Source organism: Bradyrhizobium sp. (genome assembly GCF_027451485.1).
GTDB lineage: Bacteria > Pseudomonadota > Alphaproteobacteria > Rhizobiales > Xanthobacteraceae > Bradyrhizobium.
In genome coordinates this window covers 24139-45116 of sequence record NZ_DAIDJE010000214.1, presented here as the reverse complement: position 1 = coordinate 45116, position 20978 = coordinate 24139, and the positions used below count along the sequence as shown (strand labels likewise).

The following is a 20978-nucleotide window of genomic DNA, read 5'->3' as shown; positions in this document are numbered from 1 at the left end:
GCCGGTTGGCTCAGACCTTTTCAGTGGCCGCACGGGCCGGAGCCGCGGCGCTCCGTGTCGCCAGGCTAACCACGATCAGCACCACGACGTTCACTGCCAGTGCGACGATGCCGATGTTGAGGTCCTGGATCTCGGGCGGCAGCCATGACAGCGTGTGGAAGTTCGCGCCCGTCAGGCTGATGACGGCAACGGTCGCGACGCCGGCGATAATGCCCGCGCCGGCGCCCTCGCGCGTGGCGAAATTGCGCGCTGCGAGACTGAGCACGAGCGAGGGAAACAGCTGGGTCACGAAGCTGTAGCCCATCAGCAGGAGGGCCACGATGGTCGTCCCGCCTTTCAGGGTGAAGATGACGGCGACCAGCGCCACGACCGGAACCAGGACCTTTGCGAGCTGAGATACCTGACCGTCATCGGCCGACGGGTTGACGGCACGATAAAGGTTGTTGGCGATCAAGGTCGCTGCCGTCATCAGAATCATCGAGCCCGGTACCAGCGCAGTCAGCACGCCGGTCGCGCCGATCACGCCGACGAACCAGGGATCGAAGGTTTTCGCCGACAGCTTGAACAGCGCAAGGTCGATGTCGGAGCCGGAAAGGCCGGGCACCTGCAAGGTTGCGGCGAAGCCGACAAAAAACACGAACAGCAGGATCAGCTGATAGAGCGGCAGAAAGATCGCGTTCTTGCGGATCACCCTGGCGCTCTTGGCGGTATAGATCGAGGCGAAAGTGTGCGGCCACATGAAGAAGCCGAGCGCAGTGAGCAGCACGGTCGATGAGAACCACCACAGGCTCTGGCCGTGCGGAGCGAACACGGTGAAGCCGGGCCTGGCCTTCTCGATCGCGGCGAACATCGGCTCGAGCCCGCCGTAATAATGGGCGGGCAGGTAAAGGCCGAGGAAGATCACCACGGCCAGAATCATGATGTCCTTGGCGACCGAGGTCCAGGCCGAGCCGTGCACGCCCGATACCATGACGTAAGCGGCGACAATGGCGGCGCCGATCCAGATCGCAAGCGTCGAGGAGATCGCGCCATAGGCGGCGATTTCGACGATGATGCCGAGCCCCTTGAACTGGAGCACGAGATAGGGAATTAGCGCCACGATGTCGACGAGCGCGACGATGACGCCGAGCGTGGAACTGTCGTATTTGCGGACGAAGAAGTCCGACTGGGAGTAGAGCCGGTTCTCCTTGGCGTAGCGCCAGATCGGCGGCAGCATGAAATAGGACAGCACGTAAGCGAGCGTGCCGTAGCAGAGGATGTAATAGGCCGGCGCGCCCTTGCCGTAGGCGAAGCCGCTGCCGCCCAGGAAAGTAAAGGTGGTGTAGATCTCCCCGGCGAGCAGGAGAAAAACGAAGATTGCGCCGAAGCCGCGCCCGCCGACCGTCCACTGCTCGAGATTCATGTCCTTGCCGCGGCGGGCCAGGAAACCCAGCACCAGCGCCAGCAGCGCTGCGCCGGCAATGAAGGGAAGGGCGGCGCTCATGGTTCGTGCTCCCGGTTGACCGGATCGGCCGCGTAGATCACGGCCATGATGAGAGAAGTGAGCAGGATCCATGCCACGATCCAGGCCAGCAGGAACGGCAGGCCGAGAACCATCGGCTCCGCCTTGTTGACGAAGAATGGGCCGACGAGGAGAGCCAGAAACGGAACGATGGCAAGCCAGCGGATGCTGCGCATGGGCGGGAACTCGTGCTTGAGCGAGAGGCTCGCTTCGAGAAAATTCCATGCAAGAATGCAGGGAAAATCGGCGGCAGGCAATCCCGGCAGCGTTTTCCACACAAGCGGATTTCTTCGTGCCTCGACTGCGCAGCGCAACATTTTCATTGCGTGGCTGTTGCAGCGGCCCTCGCGCGTCCTCGCCCCTCAGTTACCCGAGAGCGCCTGCGCGCCCTTGAGCTCCTGTTCGGTGAGGGGGATCATCCGGATCGCCAGCGGCTTCAGCTTCGGGTTGTCGCCGAGCAGCATGTAGTCGGCATAGAGGGTGAGCAGGTTGGAGTGGTTCTCGCCCTGATCGGCGGCATAGGACTTGTCGAAATCCGCGCCGGACTTGCCTTGTAACTCCGCGACGCGCCTCTGGTGATCGGCATCGAGCGAGGATGAGACCGTGGCGCCCGAGCCCTCGGCAGCCGATTGCAGCTCGGCCGCTGCCTTCTCGTGAGCAGCGACGAGCTGTCTGGCGAAAGCCTTCAGTTTCGGGTCACTGGCGTGCTCGATCGCGAGTTGCGATTCCGTGATCGCAAAGAGATTGCCGATCGAAGCCCGCGTCACGAAGTCGACTTCGTCCTTCCCGGCCCAGGCGGGGCCCGCGGAAAGGACAATGACGGCGATCACACAGATTGAAAACTTCGTGGTCACGCGCGCGTCTCCTTGGCCGAGAGGGACGGGAGGCTTAAGGTGTCGGCACCTTCACTGTAACGGCGATCGAGGCGTAGTAGGCGGTGACGTCGGCGATGTCGGCATCCTTCAGCGGCTGCGCGATCGTATTCATGATGTCGTTCTTGCGCTCGCCGCTCTTATAGGCGCCGATCGCCGCGATCATGTAATCCTGCGGCTGCCCGGCCAGATTGGGCGCGCCAGGCAGTTTGGCAATCCCGTTCTGGCCGTGACAGGTCTGGCATTGCAGCGTCCTGATCTTCTGGGCGCCGGCCTTGACGTCGCCGTCGGCCCGGGCTGCCCCGCCCGACAGGCCGAGCACGCAAATCAAACAGAACAAGCCCAGACAGAGCAGGCGAAGCATGAATCGTCTCCTGGAGAAAAACCCTTCACGCCGGGCGCGAAGGGTTTTTGGCATTCGCAAGAAGCAAATCACTTGCTGTAGGTGATCCGATAGACCGCGCCGGTAAAGTCATCGGAGACGAGCAGCGAACCGTCGCGCAATTCGGCCACTGCGACCGGGCGGCCGTCATATTCGCCGTTGCTGTTCAGCCAACCTTCGGCAAAGGGTTTTGAGCCTTCGGGCGCCGTGCCGTCCTCCTTGACCTTGGTGACCATCACGCGCGCGCCGACCGGCACCGTGCGGTTCCAGGAGCCATGCTGCGCCGAGAAGATCGCGCCCTGATATTCCTTCGGGAACATCTTGCCGGTGTAGATGTGCACGCCGAGGTCGGCAGCGTGCGCCGTTTCTTCGACCACGGGAAACACGACATCGGCGGGCGGGGTCTGCGATTTGTATTCGTTGGTACGAACGTGGCCGCCGCCATACCAGGGGAAGCCGAAGTTCTCGCCGGCCTTGGTGGCGTGGTTGAGTTCTCCGGGCGGAATATCGTCGCCCATGCCGTCCACCTGGTTGTCGGTGAACCACAGGCTCTTGTCCTTGGCGAAGTCGAGGCCGACCGAATTGCGCAGGCCGTGCGCATAGATCTCGCGGTCCGAGCCGTCCTGGTTCATCCGGGTAATGCTGCCGAGACCATCCTTGTAGTACATGTCGTACTTGGAGGGCGGGTAGACGTTATAGGGCTGGCCAATCGTCATGTAGAGCTTGTTGTCCGGGCCGATCGCGCAGGCGCGGGCTGAGTGATTGAAGCTCTCCTCCGAGGGCGGAATGAGTTCTCCCTGCTTGACGATCGGGTTCACCGCGACGTCGGGGCTCTCGTAGAAGAATTCCGCGGCCGCGAACTGCAACACGCGGTTCTGCTCGACCACATAAAGGAAGCCGTCCTTCGAGAAGCAGATGCCGTTCGGGTTCTTGAATTCGACGGTCGGCGCGAATTCCTTCACCTCCGTCGCGTGTCCGGACCGGCTGCGGTCTGTCAGTGCGTAGACCTTGTTCTTGCGCGTTGAGACGAAGGTCACCACGCCCTGCGGGCCGACGGCAATCATGCGGGCGTCGGGCACCTGTGCATAGAGGCTGATGTGAAAGCCTGCCGGCAGTTTGATATGGGACAGCGTCTTTTCGATGTCGGCCGCCTTCTGCGGATCCTGCGGAATGGTCGGAATGCTGTTCATCTTGCCGGTGGACTTGAAGTCCTGGAGCTTGTCCATGTTGTCGGCGCTGCTCGGCGGCGGCGGCGCATCGGCCTTCTGGGCAAAGGCAAGGGTCGAGGCGGTCAGAAGCGAGCACAGCGTTGCGGCAGTCAGGATGGTCTTCATGGTTTTCGTTTCTCCCCGGGGATGTTTTCTTGTGGCAGAATGAAAACCATAACCTTGGATGAGATCATGGTCCAACTAAGGACGCGGTGCGAGAACACATGAGGGTGAAGGCCGGCAGGCTGTTTTGTTCGGCAACCGTCCCACCGGCCGCGTCGGGCCACGCACTGCCAGTTCCTGGTGGGCGTCGTACGCTACAGGAACGGGCAGCGGCGCCGCCGGGCGAGCAGCGGGGAATTGGCTGATGCGTCGCTTCTTGTTGCGGATCCGCCCGCACTGTCGGGCGCTCGGCGTCGCGATGTTCGCCTTGCACTGTCATTGCGCTGCAGCAGGCGAGGCAACGATCGTCCCGGCCGATCTGCCGGCGGTCGGCAGGATCGACGAGCGCTTTCAGTCCTTCAACGTTGAAATGGTCGAGGTTACCGGCGGACCGTTCTGGAAACCCTACGCCGCAGATAGCGTGGCCTCGCGCGCCGGAACGGCGCAGTCCCCCGCGTCCGGAAGCGCCGACGAGAAAACCGACACGAAAGCCGATCTGGTTTCGACGCGATCTCCGATCGATCTCGAAAACCCGCTGCTGCGAAAATTCGCCTCGGCGCTGGCGCCAGCATATTTGCGCGTCAGCGGCACCTTTGCCAATTCGATATTCTTCGCGGGGCCAAACGGCGCACCGTCGCATGTGCCGGCGGGATACAAGGGCGTGCTGACGAGCCGCCGCTGGCGAGATGTGATCGACTTTTCGAACGCGATCGATGCGCCGATCGTGACGTCCTTTGCCATCAGTCCCGGCACACGCGATGCGACGGGACTGTGGAAGCCTGATCAAGCGCGGGAGATGATTTCCGCAACCCGCGAGGCCGTCGGCCACATTGCAGCGGTCGAATTCATGAACGAGCCGGATCTGCCCGCAATCGGCGGAGCGCCGGCGGGCTATGGCGTGGATGCTTTCGCGGCGGATTTTTCGGTGTTTCATGCTTTCATGAAACAGGCGGCGCCGAACGTGGTGATCCTCGGGCCCGGAACCATAGGCCGCTCGTCCGAGGACGCCCGCCTGTTTCTTGCTGCTGCTCCCCGTATCGATGCCGTGTCATATCATTATTACGGCGCGCTCTCCGAGCGCTGCGCGGGCGGGCAGACGGCCGATGCCGCCTTGTCGGAAGGCTGGCTTTCCCGCACTGGCCGGACATTCGCGTTCTATCGCGCGCTTCGCGATCGTGCCGCGCCGGGCAAGCCGATCTGGCTGACCGAGACGGCGGAAGCCGCCTGCGGCGGGGATCGATGGAGTTCGACGTTTCTCGACACCTTCAGATACCTTGACCAGCTCGGGCGGCTGGCCAAAGCCGGCGTGCAGATCGTGATGCACAACACGCTGGTCGGAAGCGACTACGGCCTTCTCGAAGAGGGCACGTTCAGGCCAAGGCCAGACTACTGGGCAGCGCTGTTGTGGCGGCAATGGATGGGACCCGTGGTGCTTGATGCGGGGGTGCGAATCCGGCGAGGCCTGCACGTCTATGCGCATTGCCAGCGGCACGTGCCCGGCGGCGTGGTGCTGCTCGTCATCAATAACGACCCGCAGAACGAGCACCAACTGGTTCTGTCGGTTGCTTCCGTGCGGTTCACGCTTGATGCCGCAAGCTTGCAGGACACTGCCGTGCGCCTGAACGGGGCGGTATTGGCGGCAAATGACGTGGATCGATTGCCGCAACTCGCCGGCGTGCCGGCGAACGCCGGTTCGCTCAAGTTCGCGCCGGCAACCATTACGTTTGTCGTGATTTCTGGCGCGGGAAATCGCAGCTGCACCGGCCGCCCCGCACCTTGATTGCAACCCTCGCTCCCTGAGATCTGAACGCCTAACCGTACAGGATAGGCTGCGGCCCGCGCAGATCCAATTACTTCGTCCCAGATCGAGCGTCGGCGATTGGATTACGACGCCGGCGCCTTTCGCGCCTCAGAACAGACCTCACCCCTCTTCCGATACCGAAGTGCGAAGCGATTGATTTGAATCAACACCTCGCTTGGCGAACTTCGTGCCAAATGCCCATCTCGCGCGTTTTGCGCACCTCGCAAGAGGATTGAGACATGAATATTCGCACGGGTATTGCAGCATTGCTTTTGGGCTCCGCCGCCTTCGCTTCGCCACTTGCGCTGGCACAAACCACAGTCGCGCCGCCCGGATCACCTGCGGCGACGATCACCATTCCCGGCGATCAGCTACCGCCGCCGCCCCAGAAGTTCGGCGGCAAGATCGAAAACGACGCGACGGATTCCAAGCCTTACTGGCCCGCCCGCGTTGTGCCGCCGAAGGGCGCGCCAAACGTGCTGCTGATCATCATCGACGATGCCGGTTATGGCGTCGCGAGTACGTTTGGCGGGGTGATTCCGACGCCTGCACTCGACCGCATTGCGCAGAACGGCCTGCGCTACACCAACTTTCACTCCACCGCGCTCTGCTCGCCGACGCGTGCGGCATTGATCACGGGGCGAAATCATCACTCGGTCGGCTATGGCGTCGTTGCCGAGCAAGCCACCGGTTATCCCGGCTACGACAGCATCATCACCAAGGATAAGGCCACGATCGGACGCATTCTGACCGACAATGGCTATCATACGGCGTGGTTTGGCAAGAATCACAACACGCCTGAATACCAGGAGAGTCAGGCGGGTCCATTCGATCAATGGCCGACCGGTATGGGCTTCGAATACTTCTACGGGTTCATGGGCGGGGATACCAACCAGTGGGAGCCCGGCAACCTCGTCCGCAACACCACGCCAATCTATCCCTATCTGGGCAAGCCCGGCTGGAACCTCATGACGGCGATGGCGGATGAAGCCATCGATTACATGAACCGCATCAACGCCCTGTCTCCCGATACGCCGTTCATGATCAAGTTCGCTCCCGGAGCGACGCATGCGCCGCATCATCCGACGCCTGAATGGGTCAAGAAGATCAGCGACATGCATCTGTTCGATCAGGGCTGGAATAAGCTCCGCGACCAGATTTTCGCCAACCAGAAGCGGCTTGGCGTCATTCCTCAGAATGCAAAGCTGACGCCCTGGCCGGACGATCTGATCAAGAGCTGGGACAAGCTGAGCGATGACGAGAAGAAGCTCTTCATTCGTCAGGCCGAAGTCTTTGCGGCCTTTGCGGCCTATGCCGACAACGAGATCGGTCGCGTGATCCAGGCGATAGACGATATGGGTAAACTCGACAACACGCTGATCTTCTACATCGAGGGCGACAACGGGACGAGTGCCGAGGGCCAGCCGAACGGAACGCCGAACGAAGTGGCGATGTTCAATCAGGCCAATCCGAGCGTCGAAGAGCAGCTCAAATATTTCTACGACGTGTGGGGCACAGACCAAACCTACAACCACATGTCGATCGGCTGGGCGTGGGCGTTCGACACCCCGTTCTCCTGGACGAAGCAGATCGTCTCGCATTTCGGCGGCACGCGGCAGGGGATGGCGATCTCCTGGCCTGCCGTCATCAAGGACAAGGGCGGGATCCGCAGCCAGTTCCATCATGTGATCGATATCGTGCCGACGATCCTGGAAGCCGCCCGCATCCAGCAGCCAAAAATCGTCGATGGCATTCCGCAAAGCCCGATCGAAGGCGTCAGCATGATGTATACCTTCGATGCGAAGAACGCCGATGCGCCCTCCACCCACACGACGCAGTATTTCGAGATGTTCGCCGATCGCGCCATCTATCACGATGGCTGGATCGCCAGCACCAAGGTCTTGCGGCCGCCATGGGTGACGATTGCCAAGCTGCCCCGTCCGGCTGACTACCCGTGGGAGCTTTACGATCTCCGCAATGACTGGACCCAGTCGGAGGACGTTGCAGCGAAGTATCCGGACAAGCTCAAGGAGATGCAGGCGCTGTTCATGAAGGAAGCGGAAAAGTACCAGGTCCTCCCGCTCGATTCGTCGGTGGCGACCCGGATCATTACGCCGCGGCCAAGCCTGAGCGCCGGCCGAACATCCTTCACCTGGACCCGGCCGATGACCGGCACACCGAACGGCGATGCGCCGAACCTTCTCAACACATCCTATACTTTCAAGGTGGATGTCGAGATTCCGCCAGGCGGGGCTGAAGGCATGCTGATCACGCAAGGCGGACGCTTCGGCGGATACGGTTTCTATCTGGTCAAGAGCAAGCCCGTCTTCACCTGGAACCTGGTTGATCTGAAACGCGTCCGCTGGGAAGGGCCGGAACTTGCACCAGGCAGGCATCAGCTTGAATTCGACTTCAAGTACGACGGCCTGGGACCGGCGACCATTGCCTTCGGCAACTTCAGCGGCATTGGCGCCAGCGGGACCGGGGTGCTGAAGGTCGACGGCGCTGCTGTCGCAACCGAAAAAATGGAGCGTACGCTTCCGCTCATCCTGCAATGGGACGAGTCGCTCGATATCGGGTCGGACACCGGTACGCCCGTCAATGACGACGACTACAGCACACCGTTTCCCTTCACCGGCAAGCTCAACAAGATCACGCTGGATATCGATCGGCCGAAATTGAGCCCCGAAGACATCAAACGTCTTCAGGAAACGGCGCGGGCCGCCGGTGACGGACCGTCGGGCGATGCAGGACAGGCCGTGGCGGAGGCGGCTCCGCCGGAGGTGTCCAGCGGCATTGGCATCGGTCTCAAGCAAAAGGTCGAACTGCACATGGACAAGCTCGAAACCTGCCGCAAGGAGGCGATCGCCAAGAAGCTTGGTCTTGTCGAACGGATCAGCTTTGTGCGTGCGTGCGTGAAGTGAGCAGGCGCCAAAAGAAGTGTAACGTGCCTCAACGTCGGACGCGGTTCCGTGTTGGGGGTCCCTCATCGCGGTGAACACCGCAGAAGCAAACGGGTTATTTGGATGCGTAAACTGTTTGTCATCCTGTTTTCAGGTTTTATCCTTGCGTGGTCCATTTCTGGGCTCAAGGCTCAACAATCGAACGGCGAAGCCATCCAGGAGGTGCTCGCAGCGCAGATCCGGCTGCAGGGCTTTGCCTGTGACAAAGCGCTAAAGGCGACCAGAGATTCGAAGCGCTCCAGGCCTGACCGTTCGGTTTGGGTTCTCAAATGCAGCAATGCGATGTACCGGTTTACCCGCGCACCCGATATGGCGGCACAGATAAAACAGCTTCGGTGATATTGGCGCGCAAGCCGCGGGGCGATGGTTGAGACCATGCAGACCGTCAACGATCTTCTGGCGCTCGCCCCCTCGGTCGATCAACTCGGCCGCATCATCTCCGATGTCGCTGCGCCGGCATTCCTGCTTGGCGCGGTGGCTGCGTTCATCTCCGTGTTGATCTCCAGAATCAATCGCGTCATCGATCGATCGCAGTTCATCCACGGCATTCCCGAGGACGATGTCAGGAGATCATTCCTCAAGGCCGACTTGCCTCGTCTCCGACTTCGCGCCAAGATCTTGAACAGATCATTGTTATGGGCTGTTGTCGCCGCGATCCTCACGGCACTCATCATCATCGTCGCCTTTGTGAGCGCTCTCCTGCACATGGCGCATGAATATGGTGTCGCGATGTTGTTCATGGCTGCGTTGCTGACATTTTGCGCCTCTCTGGTTGATCTCGCCCGCGAGGCGAGAATTTCGCTGCACGACAACGATCTCCGTGTGTAAGCAACCGACGGGCAGAAGCTTTTGGTCGTAAGCGGTGGCAAAGGGGTCCGGAAAGAGACGCAATCGAAGGGTCGCTGGAGCGGCCGCGGCGCTTCCCCAATCCGCTCCGCCGCAGACAGCGCAAGCAGGGTTTGATCGGAGCAGGGGCGCAATTCTGGCGCTCGGATCCGGCGTCGCGGTTGTTTTGATTTTGGCTGCACTGTCCTGGCTCACCTCGCGCACCCCGCCGCCAGGCAACGCCAAGCGAACGGAGGCAGCCGGCTTTGTCGGCAGCAACACCTGCGCCGGCTGCCATCAGGCCGAAGCAAAGCTTTGGCAAGCCTCGCAGCATGCGCATGCCATGGATCATGCGACGGATGCGTCGGTGCGTGGCGATTTCAATGATGCAGTTTTCGACTATGCAGGAACGCGCTCGCGGTTCTTTCGCAAGGACGGCAAGTTCTTCGTCGAAACGGATGGGCCCGACGGCAAGTTGGCGACGTTCGAGGCGAAATACACGTTCGGCATCGAGCCGCTTCAGCAATATCTGATCGAGTTTCCGAACGGCCGCATACAGGCGCTGTCAATTGCGTGGGACACGCGACCAAAGAACCAAGGCGGCCAACGCTGGTTCCATCTTTATCCCAACAGCGCCATCACGCACGATGATCCCCTGCATTGGACGAAGCTCAATCAAAACTGGAATCACATGTGCGCCGAGTGCCACTCGACCGGCGTGAAAAAGAATTACAACGCCGCGCAGGATCGTTTCGCGACCAGCTTTGCGGAGATCAGCGTCGGCTGCGAGGCCTGCCATGGCGCGGGCTCGCGTCATGTCGAATGGGCCAAAGGCGGAGGAAAGGACAACGTATACGGCAAAGGGTTGGTCGTCTCTTTTGACGAACGAGCGGGTGTATCCTGGCCGGCCGATCCGGCGGCGCTTCCCCCGAAACGCAGCGCCGCTCCTGCAGCGCTCCGCAAGGAGGTCGAGACCTGCGGCCTGTGTCACAGCCGCCGCGCCGAACTTTCCGAAGGCTGGGTGCCCGGAAGCCCGCTGTCCGATACGCACGCGGTAAGTTTGCTTGATCGGCGCTTTTTCGAGGCGGATGGCCAGATTCGCGACGAGGAGGAGACCTACAACTATTTGCCTTTCAAGCTCGGCAGGATGTTCGCGGCTGGCGTGACCTGTAGCGACTGCCATGAGCCGCATAGTGCAAAGCTGCGGATGCCGGGCGACGGCGTCTGTCTCCAGTGCCACACCGCGGAGAGATACGCGGCAGACACACACAGTCACCATCTCGACGCGACGCCCGTGCTTGGATGTCCAGCCTGCCACATGCCGGCGCGGACCTACATGGTGGTCGACCGGCGACATGACCATGCCTTCCGCGTTCCCAGGCCCGACCTCTCGGTCCAGATTGGAGCGCCGAACGCGTGCAACGACTGTCACCGCGACAAATCCAGCCAATGGGCGGCCAAGCAAATCGAAACCTGGTTCGGACCGAGCAGGTCTGGCTACCAAACAACCTACGCAGGCACATTTCACGAGGCATGGACAGAACAGACGGATGCCGAATCGTTGCTGAGGACCCTTGCTTTGGCCTCGAACGCTCCTGCGCCAGCACGCGCGAGCGCCCTTGTCGAGCTTGCGGCGCCAGATGCCGATCTTGCCCGGCGGGCATTCGCTGATCCTGATCCGATGGTCAGGATTGGCGCGCTGGACATGCTGGAAGCGTTACCCGCTGAACAGCTGTGGCCGCTTGCGGCTTCGCGCCTGTCCGATCCGGTTGCAGGCGTACGCATCCGGGCGGCCGAATTGCTGGCGTCGGTACCGAAGGAGCGGCGGTCTGGAGCTGATGCGGAGATTTTCGCGCGTGCTGCCGCCGAATTCGTCGCCGCCCAGCGATTGAATGCAGACAGACCCGAGGCACGCACCGCGCTGGGCAGCTTCTACGCCCGTCAGGGCGATACCACGGCGGCGGAGATGGAATATCGGGCCGCGATCCAGCTCGATCCGTCATTCTCGGCAGCCGCCGTCAATCTGTCAGACCTTTATCGTCAGCTTGGCCGCGATGAGGACAGCGTACGGGTTCTTCGCGCTGCAATGACCATCTCCGAGCGCGATGCCTCTCTCCATCATGCCCTTGGGCTCGCACTCGTACGCGAGAGGAAATCGGATATGGCGCTCGCCGAGTTGCGTCGTGCGGCGGAGCTCGAGCCGGGGCAGGCACGGTACGCCTACGTCTATGCCGTCGGCCTGAATTCCGCAGGCCGTGTCAAGGAGGCGCTTGCGGTTATCCAGGACACCTTGCGCAGGCATCCGAACGATCGCGACTCGCTTTCGGCGGCAATTGCCTTCGCCCGCCAGCAGGGAAATTCCGCGTTGGCTCTGGAGTACGCCGAGCGCCTCGTGCAACTTGTCCCCGATCAGCCGCAACTATCAAGGCTTGTCGATGAGCTTCGGAACAGAAGTCGGGCGCAGTAAACCTCGCTACGGGCGACGGTCAGCCGCGAGCCGTCTTGAATGGCCCACCTTTTTTCCATCGCGCGCTTCTTGTCGCGGCCATCCTGGCAAGCCGTTGCGTCCCATCCATGATCTTTGCCGCGTGATAGCTGCCCGATCGACTTTTGCTGTCATGGTTTCCTCATGCTCGTTGGAACGCGCGGCAGCCACCATTAGGGATTGCACAGTTCGCACCACCTGGCCTCGGCCCGACTCCGCTTGGAACGCTCGAACCGGCGTATCCTGTGATCGCAGGCCTTGCAGCCGTGGATTTCGGCGCGGACGAGCCTTGTCGGCGCACCGCAATCGCCGCAGGGAAGACCACGCTCGACTTCCAACGCTCCGAACCCGGGCCGACCGCAGTGTGGGCAGCATCGCGCAGCTCTGACAGCCAGCCATTTCGCGGTCCGGGCAATCCCGGCCATGCGGGTCGGATTGAGATGGGCGCGCATGTCGGTCTGGATCATTACGCGGCCCGAAGCCGAGCGGGCACCGATCTCGCGGATGGCGCGGCGGAGTGTTTGGAGGTCAGTGATGCCCTTGGCCACCACCAACGACGTATCAGCGGTGTCTTCCGGGCGGACAACGACCGCGTGCCCCGGGAACCCAACCCTGTTCAAGAAGGGCGCCGGATCCTCCGCCGGCGAGAGCACCTCGTGATCGAAGTTCGTCGGGGTTCGACGATGCACGATGATCTCGTGCCCTGTTTTCGCGTCAAGCAGCACCAGCACTTCCTGGCCGGAGGCCAGAAACGGAATATATGGGTGCGGCCCGAATGCACCCTCACTGCCAACGCCGAGATGTGCTCCCGTGCGTTCGATCGCAAGCTTCGCCTTGGCACGTGCGGCATCAACCATCGTGCCCGCTCGCGCGATCTCGCCCGTGAAGGTCCCGAGCGTGTCCGTGTCGATGCCCGGCGCGCTCGTCACCGTCATCTCGAACCAGCCGCAGAGCGCCGGGGCAATGGCGTTCTCCTTGCCGTGCATGGTGGCGATCGCTGCCCACAGGCCACGATGGGGATGAGCGGCGAGGCGTGATGAACGCATGTCAGCAAGCCTGCCAGGCTCCCGGGCCAAGGCAGCGGCGGATGCTGCGCCCGTCGTCGTCGATCGCGTGCAGGAACACCCAGCCGTTAGTCACGAGGTCCCGAACACTCGCATGCTTGGCGAGCACCGCGTCGATGGCGGCCTCGGGCGCGGCGATGAACACGTTGAGCCGAATCGGCTCGTGCACGAAGCGTGTTCCATCGTGCACCGACTGCCAGGGCAGTCCCACACGCAGGTCGCCGGCGTTGCCTTCGAGCACACCGAGCTGTCCGACGACGTTGTGCAGGAGTTTGTTGCCGCTGCCGAACGCGGCATTGTTCACGGTCGACCCGTAGTATTGCAGGTTGATCCAGCTCGCCACCACCATCGGCGCGGTCATGATGAGCTCGAGTACAGATTTGCTCTCATCCTTGTTGTGGTCGTAGCTGTGAAGGAACGCGCGCCCCCCGAGATCGAGGCCCCGCGTCAATGAACGCGGCGCTGCGATGAAGGCGGCGTTGCCGGCAAGCCCCCACTCGGGACGGACCTGCGACCAGTCGCGGCTGCGGGCGACCACATCCGCGTTTTTATCCACGCTCTCCTGGAGCCCAAGCAGCGCGCTGCGTTCCAAGCGTGCGAGCGATGCCGCTCTCGTCAATCGTTCCTTCAGACGCGCGAGATCGGAGGAAAGATCGGGCGGCACCATCTCCTCGTCGAAGATCTTGACCTCGTCGGTGGTCGTGTCGTGAAGCGCGCCGACAAACCAGCAATCCTCCGGAATCACAATGCCCTTTCCAGCGAGCCCGCTGCGGATGTGCTTGTCGTTGAGGATGGCTGCCGCCACCCGCGCATTGGCCTCGCCGGTGTGTCCGCCGCAAGCGCCGCAATCAAGCCCTGAGGCATGCGGGTTGTTGACGGTCGTGCTGCCATGGCCGGCAAGCAGGACCAGCCGCGCGAACGGCTCCGTCATGGACATGGCCTTGAGAACGGCTTCCGCCATCGCAAGCTTCTGATCTGGAGAGAAACCGGTTGACCGGCCGGCAATCACGCGCGCCTCGAGACGCGGCCCGACGCGTCGCGCCACGTCCTCATCGAGGCCATCGACGCTCGGCTGAGGCACCGGCCGCGTAGCGCCCAGGCTGTCGGTTACGATCTTCGGGGCGTAGCTGAGCCCGGCCGTCTCGACATACGCGAACGAGGAGACGGCCGACACCTTGAATGACTTCCAGGCCTTCGCCGCGCGGCGGCGCAGCAGGCGCAGGCCCAGCACTTCCGCCTCTTCCGTCTCCTCGGCGGCTTTGACCGCCTCGCACACGACGAAGCTCGGCTTGAGCAGGACCGGGCACTGTGCGCCGCCATGCGTGTGCCCGATCGGCACGTATTCGATCGGAAAACCGAAGAAGCCGGCGAAGCCGATGGTTTCGGCCTCGGGATAAGCGGTCTCAAGCGCACGCCGGAAGATTTCCGAGCGCACGTCGATGCAGAAGGCGGCCTGCACCAGAGGACGGACCGGAAGCCGCTTGCGTGCCGTTCGGTCTGCATGCCCCTTGAGCCGCGTGATAAGCCGCCTGCGATAGGCGATATCGTAGGCCTCCTGCAGCACAAGATCGATCGCAAGCTCGCGTGTGTGGTCGATGCGATGATCCTCTGGTTCGTGCGCCGCGTCGGCCATTGCCTTGGACCAGGCTGAACGAAACTCATCGTCGCGACGGGCATTGAAAAGCGCCCAGCCCCAGGCGAGGCGAATGGCGAGGAGCTCGACAAGGGTGTCGTCGGTCCGGTCGTCGAGCTCGGCATTCCAGCCGATGTAGCGCGCGTAGGCCGCCCATCCGTTGATGTCGAAGAGTGCCCGGAACAGATAGTCTTCGTAGGCACGCGGCGGAATCCCGAGGCCTTTCAGAATGGCGGCAATGGCGGCGACCGGCTCCGCCGGCAGATTACGAACGCAGGCCCTGAACCCTGCGATGCCCATCGCTTCCGCGTTGCGATCATGGACGGCCAACGCCCGCCAGGCCGCGTACGGGGCCAAGTTGCGAACAGGCAGCGGCCAGCTCGCCTGCCCTTCGTCGAAATAGACCGCACAGAAGTTCGATATCTCCTCGATCATGAACGAAACCAGGGAGACGTAACGATCGCCTCCAGCGCAGCGATCGAGCGTTTCGGCGACCGTCGCAACCACGGCCGGCGGCTTCTCCCTGCCTCCAGGCGCTGATCTTGCAGCCTCTTTCAGGGCTGCGAGGTCGCCCCCAGCGAACGGCTGGAGCCGCAGAGCGGCAGCCAGATCCTCATCGTCGATGAAACCCTCGGCGATCGCCCTCGCATAAAACCCGCGCGGCATCAGCATGTGCGTGCGCGCGACGCGATTGAACGTGGCGCAGGTCTCGGCGAACGTCTGGCCGGTAAAACCGAGAAAAGGATTGACGGCTACGAAATGCTTGAGCGGCCATAGTGGCGCGATGCGTTTGCAGGCAGCCGCGATTTCTTCTCGGAGTTTTGCGTCCGTATCGAGCAATCCAGGCTCTTTCGTCGTCAGGTCATAGGCAAGGGCGGTTGAGGACATGCGGCGATCTCTCGTCTGAAGCTCAGGCATGAACGGTCGTGGCGTGCGACGCGGGCTTGGGCCACAGGGCGAGCACGAGGCGGTTCGAGAGCGTGTTGAGATAAAGGCCGTTCTTGAGATGCACGTAGGCCGCTACCCAGAATCGCGTATCTGCCTTGCGCATTATCTGGTTCTGGAACACCGTCACGGCGCCGAACGAGATGACGACCAGCACGGCGATCGCGATCTCCACCGTTCCATCGACCATGCTTCCGACAGGCACGCTCTTCGCCAGGATCGCTTCCATGACCGCCTGAAGGGCGAAGTAGACAGCTGCAACGCCGCAGGCGAGCAGCGCCGCGCGCGAGATGACGAAGGCGTTCGGACGCTCGTCGATGGCGTTGGCGACGAGATGGACAAGGCCCATCAGGAGCACGCAGCCGAGCGCGATCCGGGCGGGATGGGTGCGCGGCGTGACGCCGAACAACCAAGCCACCGTGAGTGTCAGGCCGATCACGGCTGCGATCGACAGCACGAGGCGCGCCGGATGCGGCTGTCCACCCGGGCTCGGCGTCCACGACGCACGGGCAAGATCCATGATGCTGCCAGACGACAGGAACGCGTGCGCCTTGTAGAGCGAGTGCGCCAGGATGTGCAGCAGCGCCGACGAGAAGGCCCCAAGCCCGCACTGCAGCAGCATGAAGCCCATCTGGGCGATGGTCGACCAGGCGAGCTGCACCTTGACTGCGGTTTGCGTCAGCATGACCAGGGAGGCGATCAGCGCCGTGGCGCCGCCGATGACGGCCAGGACTTCGAGCGCGGGCCTTGCCAGCAGCATCACGTCGGCGAGCCGTAGCACCAGAAAGCCACCAGCGTTGATGATGCCGGCGTGAAGGAGGGCGGATACCGGTGTCGGTGTCTCCATCACCTCCAGAAGCCAGCCGTGCAGCGGCAACTGTGCCGACTTGAGAATCGCCGTCGTCACGATCAACAGAGCGGCGGTCGTGAGAGACCATGATGCATATGCGCCCCCGTTTGCCTTGGCGGCCGACAGGACGTCGGCGATCTCGAGCGTGCCGAACCGCGCATAGAGAAGGCACGACGCGATGACGAGGCAGAGATCGCCGACTCGGCTCGTCACGAACTTCTTCGCCGCCGCGCGCTGCGCCGCCGGTCGATCACCATAGAACAACAGGAGCTTGTTGAGTGCGAGGCTCGTCGCGACGAAGGCGAGGATCAGCAGCGTCAGGTTGCCGGCAATGATCAGCGTCTCGACCGACGCCAGCGTCAGTAGCAGCAGTTGTGTGAATCGCAGGTGCGCCGGGTCACCGTCGAGATAGTTGCGGCTGTAGCGGACGACTGCGATGCCGACGAAGCTCACCAGCGCCAGCATGACGGCAGCCAGCGCATCGACATGAATCGACATACCGATCCCGCCGTACCCCGCGAGAGGGGAGCGGGCCGGGCCCCCGAGTGCGACGCCTGCGGCAACAAGAACGGCCAACGTGAAGCTCGCGGTCGCTGCCGCGATCGATCGTTTCGCAAAGGAGCGGGCGCTCTGATCGAGAAGGCTGGCCGATGCAGCAGCGAGGCAGAGGACCAGCGGCGTCAAGCCGGCGAGCGCAATGATCATCGTCGTCTCCGATGGCGGTAAATGGCCCGCACGATCTATCGGAGTCCGTATCGTTATAATAATTCAATTATTGAAGCATATGGTTATATAAAATAGAATAAAGCACATGCCTCACCTCAACTACCATCACCTGCGCTATTTCTGGGTCATCGCCAGCGAAGGCAGCATGAGCCGGGCTGCCGAGCGCCTCAACGTCTCGCCGTCGTCGGTCTCCGTGCAGCTCAAGGCGCTCGAGGAGCAGCTCGGTCAGCAGCTGTTTGAGCGCCGCAGCAAGAGCCTGATGCTTACCGAGGCCGGACGCATCGCGCTCGATTACGCGAGTACGGTGTTCCGATCGGGTCACGAGCTGATCGAGGCACTGTCGGGTCTGCAACCTGGACGCCAGATGCTGAGGATCGGCGCGGCAGCCACCCTGTCGCGCAATTTCCAGATTGGCTTCCTGCGACCACTCGTCGGTCGCACTGGTATCGAGCTCGTCTTGCGGTCGGGAGTTGTCCCGGATCTCCTCGAGCAGCTCGACGCGCACAAGCTCGATCTCGTCCTCGCCAATCATCCAGCTCCTCCCGACGCCGAGACGGCGTTCGACAGCACGCTCGTCGCCGAGCAGCCCGTCAGCCTCGTCGCTCGCCCGCCCAAGCTGAAAGGGCGCTTCCGATTTCCTGCCGATTTGGCAAGCGCGCCCCTCGTGTTGCCCGGCCGGGGCAGCGCCGTGCGCTCGGCATTCGATGCGCTGCTCGGACGCTCCGGTGTACGGCCCAGCATCGTGGCCGAGGTCGACGACATGGCAATGCTGCGCTTGATGGCGCGCGAGAGCCACGGGTTGACGCTGGTGCCGGCGGTCGTGGTCGTCGACGAGCTGAAATCCGGTGCACTCGTTGAAAGACACCGGCTGAAAGACATCCGCGAGCAGTTCTTCGCAATCACCCAGCATCGGCGTTTTTCGAACCCGCTCGTCGCGGAGCTCTTGGGCATGACCCGCGCAAGGGGGCACGCGGATAAAGGCCGCACCCCCGCAATCGCGTAGTCCGCGAAACGACCGGGTGGGCATCCCGCCTCCACCTACGTGAATTGCCCACTTTCGATACGCTGTTCGTTGACTCGCAGTTAAGCAAGCAATCAGAGGATCAGTGTGCTGTAAAAAGCACGTCTGACGATCGCTGCGCCCCATAAGCAGCGTCTGGCCCATTGCAGACGTCATGCCCCGATTTTATGTTTGGCTTGTTGCGGCACAGCTAGCGAACAAATTGTCTGGAATTCCCCTTGTGCCGTCGGGCAAATCACCGCTAGCTCTTGGGGCGTCTCGCGCTCGGATCAGGAGGGGCGTTGCGCATCGTCACGAACGTGGAGCGCGGGATGCGATGGACGAGGCGACGTCACAAGACGGGTGACATCGCCGCGGACGGCGAAGCCGCGTGGTTCTGATATCTCGACGCTGATATCAACTCGGTGACGATGCTTGCGCATCGCACTGGCGATGGTGGCAAGAACGCCCGATCACCAGGAAGAGCGCGGAGCAGCCGTTAAAACCATTGCGCAGGGAATGCCGGACCGTTTGGCTGACCTGTGGTGACTTGCTTGCGTGATTTTTTATCTGCACGCAAGGCCGCGGGTGCGGCCAGCATCCGGCATTCCCTGCGCCCTCCGTATTTCCGGGCGCGAAGTTTGGCACAACCCGGGCGGTGCAAGCCGCGGGAAGGCGGGCGCTCGCCGGTTTGGTTGTTTGGTAATTTGAATCGGAAATTGCCGATCTTTCCGGCGCGCGCGGAGAGCGATGCCGCAATCCATTGATCGATAAACGCGAGCGGTGGAAATGGATTGCTGCCCTGCGCCTCCGGATCGACCGGAGGAGGCGACTTGACAATTAAATCATCAGGCGGCGTGGTGCAGGTACTCACGCCGCTGGTGATTTCGCTGCATCGTTGTTACATTGCGTCTTGCGAGGCTGCGTCGCGCGTCAGGAGCCATATATCCCCGGGGCCTTATCGATCCTTTAGGGAACTGTCCCTGGCCGGGTCCGTGGACCCGGACATATGGTGCCCACCTACTTTCGTAGGGAACTCCGGGATCGAGCGCTCCAACGGCGACCGCGGCTTCGCGCTTCCTCCTTTATCCCGCCGGCGTGATTGCGTTTAATCGGAATGGGGACCGCGCATGACCGCGCTTCCGTCGAAGGCTGACTTGCGCAAGGCTGCGCTCGATGCGCGTGACGCGATGGAAGCGGCGTTACGCGCGGCTGCCGGCGAAAAGCTCGCCGCGCGCGGGCTGCCGTTCGAGATTGCGCCGGGTGTTATCGTGTCCGGCTACTCGCCGATCCGAAGCGAACTCGATCCGGTGCCGTTGATGCAGAAGCTTGCGGCGCACGGCGCAAGGCTCGCGCTGCCCGCAGTGCTTTCTCGCGGCAGGTCGCTGGTGTTCCGCGCCTGGGCGGTCGGCGATCGCCTCACCATGGGGCCGCTCGGCATCATGGAGCCGTCGCCGGCCATGGCCGAGCTCATTCCCGACATCATGCTGGTGCCGCTCGCCGCGTTCGATCGCCTCGGCCACCGCATCGGCTACGGCGCCGGTCACTACGATTTCACGCTGGCCCATTTGCGGAAGCTGAAGCCGGTCACGGCCATTGGGTTGGCCTTTGCCGCCCAGGAAATAAAGGCTGTTCCCGCACTCGCGCACGACGTCGCGCTCGATTATGTGCTAACGGAAAAGAAAACGTTCGATTTTCGGAGTGCCTAATTGAGAATCCTCTTCGTCGGCGATGTGGTCGGCCGATCCGGACGCGCTGCCGTGTCCGAGCATCTTCCCGGGATGATCCGCAACTGGTCGCTCGATCTTGTCGTCATCAACGGCGAGAATGCGGCCGGCGGCTTTGGTATCACCGAGGCGATCTACCAGGAACTGCTTGATGCCGGTGCGGATGCGATCACGCTCGGCAACCACTCCTGGGATCAGCGCGAGGCGCTGGTTTTCATCGAGCGCGCGCCGCGGCTCATTCGCCCGGCGAATTTCCTGCCCGGCACGCCCGGGCGCGGTGCGGCCTTGATCGAGACCAAGAGCGGAGCACGCGCGCTCGTCGTCAATGTGATCGGACGCGTCTTCATGACGCCGTTCGACGATCCCTTCGCGAGCTTGGCCCGCGAACTCGCGGCCTGCCCGTTGCGGGAGGCGGCCGACGCCGTCGTCGTCGATTTCCATGGTGAGGCGTCGAGCGAGAAACAGGCGGTCGGCCATTTCTGCGACGGCCGTGCCAGTCTCGTCGTCGGCACCCACACCCATGTCCCCACCGCCGATCATCAGATCCTGCGGGGCGGCACCGCTTACATGACTGATGCCGGCATGACCGGCGATTACGATTCGATCATCGGCATGCAGAAGGACGAGCCGATCCGGCGTTTCACCTCCGGCATCCCGGCGGCGCGTTTCGAGCCGGCGACGGGAGTTGCGACCTTGAGCGGGATTGCAGTTGAAACCGACGACGCCACCGGACTTGCGGTGCAAGTCGCAGCCGTTCGCTTGGGCGGACGGCTTTCGCCGGCGCTGCCGGTATTCTGGGAAAATGGGTAAAAGGGGCGATCGCGATTTGGCCGT

Annotated in this window: 17 protein-coding genes and 1 other RNA gene; 9 read left to right on the top strand and 9 right to left on the bottom strand. The window is 62.5% G+C overall.

Annotated features, from left to right (window positions below):
- Positions 1–10: 10 nt before the first annotated feature.
- The 5 genes from NEZ08_RS25370 to NEZ08_RS25350 form a co-directional block, all read right to left on the bottom strand.
- A complete protein-coding gene (locus tag NEZ08_RS25370; RefSeq protein ID WP_298113466.1) occupies positions 11–1483 on the bottom strand; it encodes a sodium:solute symporter in 1473 nt (490 codons plus the stop codon).
- Entirely contained in the window at positions 1480–1779 is a 300-nt protein-coding gene (locus NEZ08_RS25365; RefSeq protein ID WP_298113463.1) for a DUF3311 domain-containing protein, read from the bottom strand. The genes NEZ08_RS25370 and NEZ08_RS25365 overlap by 4 nt, the downstream gene beginning before the upstream one ends.
- 84 nt (positions 1780–1863) lie before the next feature.
- A complete protein-coding gene (locus tag NEZ08_RS25360) occupies positions 1864–2355 on the bottom strand; it encodes a DUF4142 domain-containing protein (RefSeq protein ID WP_298113460.1) in 492 nt (163 codons plus the stop codon).
- Positions 2356–2389: 34 nt separating this feature from the next.
- Positions 2390–2737, bottom strand: a complete 348-nt coding sequence (locus NEZ08_RS25355; protein WP_298113457.1) for a cytochrome c — start codon at positions 2735–2737, stop codon at positions 2390–2392.
- A 68-nt stretch (positions 2738–2805) separates the two neighbouring features.
- A complete protein-coding gene (locus NEZ08_RS25350; protein ID WP_298113455.1) occupies positions 2806–4089 on the bottom strand; it encodes a PQQ-dependent sugar dehydrogenase in 1284 nt (427 codons plus the stop codon).
- Positions 4090–4330: 241 nt separating this feature from the next.
- Here NEZ08_RS25350 and NEZ08_RS25345 point away from each other — a divergent pair, with 241 nt between their 5' ends.
- The 5 genes from NEZ08_RS25345 (at position 4331) to NEZ08_RS25325 (ending at position 12181) form a co-directional block, all read left to right on the top strand.
- Complete coding sequence (locus tag NEZ08_RS25345) at positions 4331–5905, top strand: hypothetical protein (RefSeq protein ID WP_298113452.1); 1575 nt, start codon at positions 4331–4333, stop codon at positions 5903–5905.
- Positions 5906–6165: 260 nt separating this feature from the next.
- Complete coding sequence (locus NEZ08_RS25340) at positions 6166–8850, top strand: arylsulfatase (RefSeq protein ID WP_298113449.1); 2685 nt, start codon at positions 6166–6168, stop codon at positions 8848–8850.
- A gap of 102 nt (positions 8851–8952) precedes the next feature.
- A complete protein-coding gene (locus NEZ08_RS25335) occupies positions 8953–9228 on the top strand; it encodes a hypothetical protein (protein ID WP_298113447.1) in 276 nt (91 codons plus the stop codon).
- A gap of 36 nt (positions 9229–9264) precedes the next feature.
- Entirely contained in the window at positions 9265–9717 is a 453-nt protein-coding gene (locus NEZ08_RS25330; protein WP_298113444.1) for a DUF2721 domain-containing protein, read from the top strand.
- Between the two features lie 190 nt (positions 9718–9907).
- A complete protein-coding gene (locus NEZ08_RS25325; RefSeq protein ID WP_367278461.1) occupies positions 9908–12181 on the top strand; it encodes a multiheme c-type cytochrome in 2274 nt (757 codons plus the stop codon).
- 191 nt (positions 12182–12372) lie between these two features.
- On the opposite strand, the gene NEZ08_RS25320 is transcribed toward NEZ08_RS25325, so the two are convergent.
- The 3 genes from NEZ08_RS25320 to NEZ08_RS25310 are packed head-to-tail and all read right to left on the bottom strand — an operon-like array spanning position 12373 to position 17396.
- Complete coding sequence (locus NEZ08_RS25320; RefSeq protein WP_298113439.1) at positions 12373–13245, bottom strand: DUF6671 family protein; 873 nt, start codon at positions 13243–13245, stop codon at positions 12373–12375.
- A gap of 1 nt (position 13246) precedes the next feature.
- The gene (locus NEZ08_RS25315; RefSeq protein ID WP_298113437.1) at positions 13247–15784 is read right to left on the bottom strand and encodes a YbcC family protein; all 2538 of its coding nucleotides are present in this window, start codon (positions 15782–15784) and stop codon (positions 13247–13249) included.
- 22 nt (positions 15785–15806) lie between these two features.
- Positions 15807–17396 carry an NADH-quinone oxidoreductase subunit L gene (locus NEZ08_RS25310; RefSeq protein ID WP_298113435.1) on the bottom strand — a complete coding sequence of 530 codons (1590 nt, stop codon included), beginning with the start codon at positions 17394–17396 and terminating at the stop codon, positions 15807–15809.
- Positions 17397–17502: 106 nt separating this feature from the next.
- Here NEZ08_RS25310 and NEZ08_RS25305 point away from each other — a divergent pair, with 106 nt between their 5' ends.
- Complete coding sequence (locus NEZ08_RS25305) at positions 17503–18420, top strand: LysR substrate-binding domain-containing protein (RefSeq protein WP_298113432.1); 918 nt, start codon at positions 17503–17505, stop codon at positions 18418–18420.
- 496 nt (positions 18421–18916) lie between these two features.
- Here NEZ08_RS25305 and NEZ08_RS25300 read toward each other — a convergent pair whose 3' ends face one another.
- Positions 18917–19291 (bottom strand): hypothetical protein, encoded by a 375-nt coding sequence (locus NEZ08_RS25300; RefSeq protein ID WP_298113430.1) that lies wholly within the window; start codon positions 19289–19291, stop codon positions 18917–18919.
- Positions 19292–19332: 41 nt separating this feature from the next.
- Between NEZ08_RS25300 and ssrS the strand changes: the two genes are divergently transcribed.
- The 3 genes from ssrS to NEZ08_RS25285 all read left to right on the top strand — a co-directional run bounded on the left by ssrS (position 19333) and on the right by NEZ08_RS25285 (position 20954).
- Positions 19333–19493: non-coding RNA, 6S RNA (ssrS, locus tag NEZ08_RS25295), on the top strand.
- A 54-nt stretch (positions 19494–19547) separates the two neighbouring features.
- Complete coding sequence (locus tag NEZ08_RS25290; RefSeq protein ID WP_298113427.1) at positions 19548–20126, top strand: 5-formyltetrahydrofolate cyclo-ligase; 579 nt, start codon at positions 19548–19550, stop codon at positions 20124–20126.
- The gene (locus tag NEZ08_RS25285; protein WP_298113425.1) at positions 20127–20954 is read left to right on the top strand and encodes a TIGR00282 family metallophosphoesterase; all 828 of its coding nucleotides are present in this window, start codon (positions 20127–20129) and stop codon (positions 20952–20954) included. It abuts the gene before it with no gap.
- Positions 20955–20978: the final 24 nt, after the last annotated feature.

Bases quoted from the DNA above. Each gene is read 5' to 3' on its own strand.
- NEZ08_RS25290 (WP_298113427.1), top strand. From the start codon at position 19,548: ATGACCGCGCTTCCGTCGAAGGCTGACTTGCGCAAGGCTGCGCTCGAT.
- NEZ08_RS25370 (WP_298113466.1), bottom strand. From the start codon at position 1,483: ATGAGCGCCGCCCTTCCCTTCATTGCCGGCGCAGCGCTGCTGGCGCTG.
- NEZ08_RS25350 (WP_298113455.1), bottom strand. From the start codon at position 4,089: ATGAAGACCATCCTGACTGCCGCAACGCTGTGCTCGCTTCTGACCGCC.
- NEZ08_RS25355 (WP_298113457.1), bottom strand. From the start codon at position 2,737: ATGCTTCGCCTGCTCTGTCTGGGCTTGTTCTGTTTGATTTGCGTGCTC.
- NEZ08_RS25335 (WP_298113447.1), top strand. From the start codon at position 8,953: ATGCGTAAACTGTTTGTCATCCTGTTTTCAGGTTTTATCCTTGCGTGG.
- NEZ08_RS25330 (WP_298113444.1), top strand. From the start codon at position 9,265: ATGCAGACCGTCAACGATCTTCTGGCGCTCGCCCCCTCGGTCGATCAA.
- NEZ08_RS25345 (WP_298113452.1), top strand. From the start codon at position 4,331: ATGCGTCGCTTCTTGTTGCGGATCCGCCCGCACTGTCGGGCGCTCGGC.
- NEZ08_RS25320 (WP_298113439.1), bottom strand. From the start codon at position 13,245: ATGCGTTCATCACGCCTCGCCGCTCATCCCCATCGTGGCCTGTGGGCA.
- NEZ08_RS25310 (WP_298113435.1), bottom strand. From the start codon at position 17,396: ATGATCATTGCGCTCGCCGGCTTGACGCCGCTGGTCCTCTGCCTCGCT.
- NEZ08_RS25305 (WP_298113432.1), top strand. From the start codon at position 17,503: ATGCCTCACCTCAACTACCATCACCTGCGCTATTTCTGGGTCATCGCC.
- NEZ08_RS25315 (WP_298113437.1), bottom strand. From the start codon at position 15,784: ATGTCCTCAACCGCCCTTGCCTATGACCTGACGACGAAAGAGCCTGGA.
- NEZ08_RS25340 (WP_298113449.1), top strand. From the start codon at position 6,166: ATGAATATTCGCACGGGTATTGCAGCATTGCTTTTGGGCTCCGCCGCC.